The following is a 1492-nucleotide window of genomic DNA, read 5'->3' on the forward strand; positions in this document are numbered from 1 at the left end:
CTCGGAGACCGCGTCCCAGTCGGGGATCTCCGAGAACCACACCAACGACGTGATGTACATGAGGTTGTCGGGGCGGTCCATGTGCAACCACAACTGATCCCGCAGCGGAATCCTGACCCTCGTCCTCTCCCCCATCGTCTCCGACCCCCAGCCGCGATCGACCACCGAGCCATCTGCGCTCCACTCCAGGCTAGAACAGGTGTGACCGACATCACGGGGGTTCTCCCGGTTCCCCACGCCTATCGAGGACCACTTGCCGGCCTGGTGAGGAGAGGCGCGGCGGCGGCAGCCCTCAGGCCGGGGCCTCCCAGCCGTCGAAGGTCGCGAACTGACCCTCGATCATCTCGGCGACCCGGCCCGGGTCCGGCACGAGCTCGGCATCGGTGGCGATCCCCACGGACACCGTGCCGTCATAGCTGAAGATGCAGATCCCGAGCGCCTGGTCGCCACTCATCGGCACCCAGCCGAGCATGCCCTCGACCGGGGTTCCCGCGAGCCGCACCTCGGAGACCGGACCGGGTACCGAGGTGAGCTGGCCGACGGTCTTGTTGGCGAACAGGTCGACCACCGCGTGCTGCACCGCGGTGGGGGTGACGGCCACGCCGAGCATGGTGGCGAAGGTGATGTGTGGCTCGAACGAGTAGCGCACCCGGGTCATGGACGTGGTGATGGCCTCGATGAGTTCGTCCGCGTCGTCGATCCCCAGCGGCAGGCGCATGAGGATGAGAGTGATGTGGTTGCCCAGCTCCTCCGGGAGGTCGTCGGTGCTCGGTGTCAGCGAGACCGGCACCATGAGGTTGATGTCGGAGACCCGTCGGTCACCGCGGGCGTCGAGGTACCGGGTGAGCGCCTTGGACACCGCGGCGATCATCACCGAGGTGACGGTGGTGTCGTGCTCCGCCGCCACCCTCTTGACGGCCGCGAGGTCCACCCCGGTGACCCAGGAGACCTTCTTCCGGGCGTGGGCGTGGCCACTCCACGACAGCTCGGGGGAACGGGGCTCGAACAGCAGGCGGAAAACCGAGCGGTAGGTGTTGGTCGTCATGTTGGTGGGATCGATGGTGTCGGCGAGGGATTCCACGACACGCGTGGGCACCCGGGACAGCTCCCCGCCCGGGGCCACCACGTCCCTGGTCAGTCGCGCCATCGTCACGGGGTGTCGCGCAGACCCAGGACCAACTGGGTCAGCCGGACGCCGTCGACCATCGCGTGCTGGACCCGGAACAGGACCAGCGCACCCTCCCGCCCGGCCTCCCGCCCGGCCTCGTGGCCGTGGCCGTGGTAGCCCCTCGAGGAACTCGGCCCGCCACAAGGGGCGGTCGTCAGGGAGCTGGATGCTCATCTGCTCGGAGACGTACGCCTCGGCCTCGGCCCGCCCGCCCGGCGCGGGGAGCCGCCCGCGGATCAGGTGGTGGGAGAGGTCGAAGTCGGGATCGTCCTCCCAGTACCACCGCCTGCCCTCGCGAACCGGGACCCGGCGGAACACCGGGTG

The 1492-nt window shown here is 69.2% G+C and carries 1 protein-coding gene and 1 pseudogene; both read right to left on the reverse strand.

Going from position 1 to position 1492, the window contains the following annotated elements; all coding sequences use genetic code 11:
• Positions 1 to 292: 292 nt before the first annotated feature.
• Positions 293 to 1147 (reverse strand): WS/DGAT domain-containing protein, encoded by an 855-nt coding sequence (locus G6017_RS14595; protein ID WP_241731576.1) that lies wholly within the window; start codon positions 1145 to 1147, stop codon positions 293 to 295.
• Positions 1148 to 1285: 138 nt separating this feature from the next.
• Positions 1286 to 1486, reverse strand: a pseudogene (locus G6017_RS17465) (wax ester/triacylglycerol synthase domain-containing protein); the annotation flags it as partial.
• Positions 1487 to 1492 lie beyond the last annotated feature (6 nt).

This window comes from Dietzia sp. B44, from assembly GCF_014145245.1.
Taxonomy (GTDB): domain Bacteria; phylum Actinomycetota; class Actinomycetes; order Mycobacteriales; family Mycobacteriaceae; genus Dietzia; species Dietzia natronolimnaea.

What these genes read in the sequence shown, in the direction of transcription:
- G6017_RS14595 (WP_241731576.1), bottom strand. Translation starts at nt 1,147, where the DNA reads ATGGCGCGACTGACCAGGGACGTGGTGGCCCCGGGCGGGGAGCTGTCC.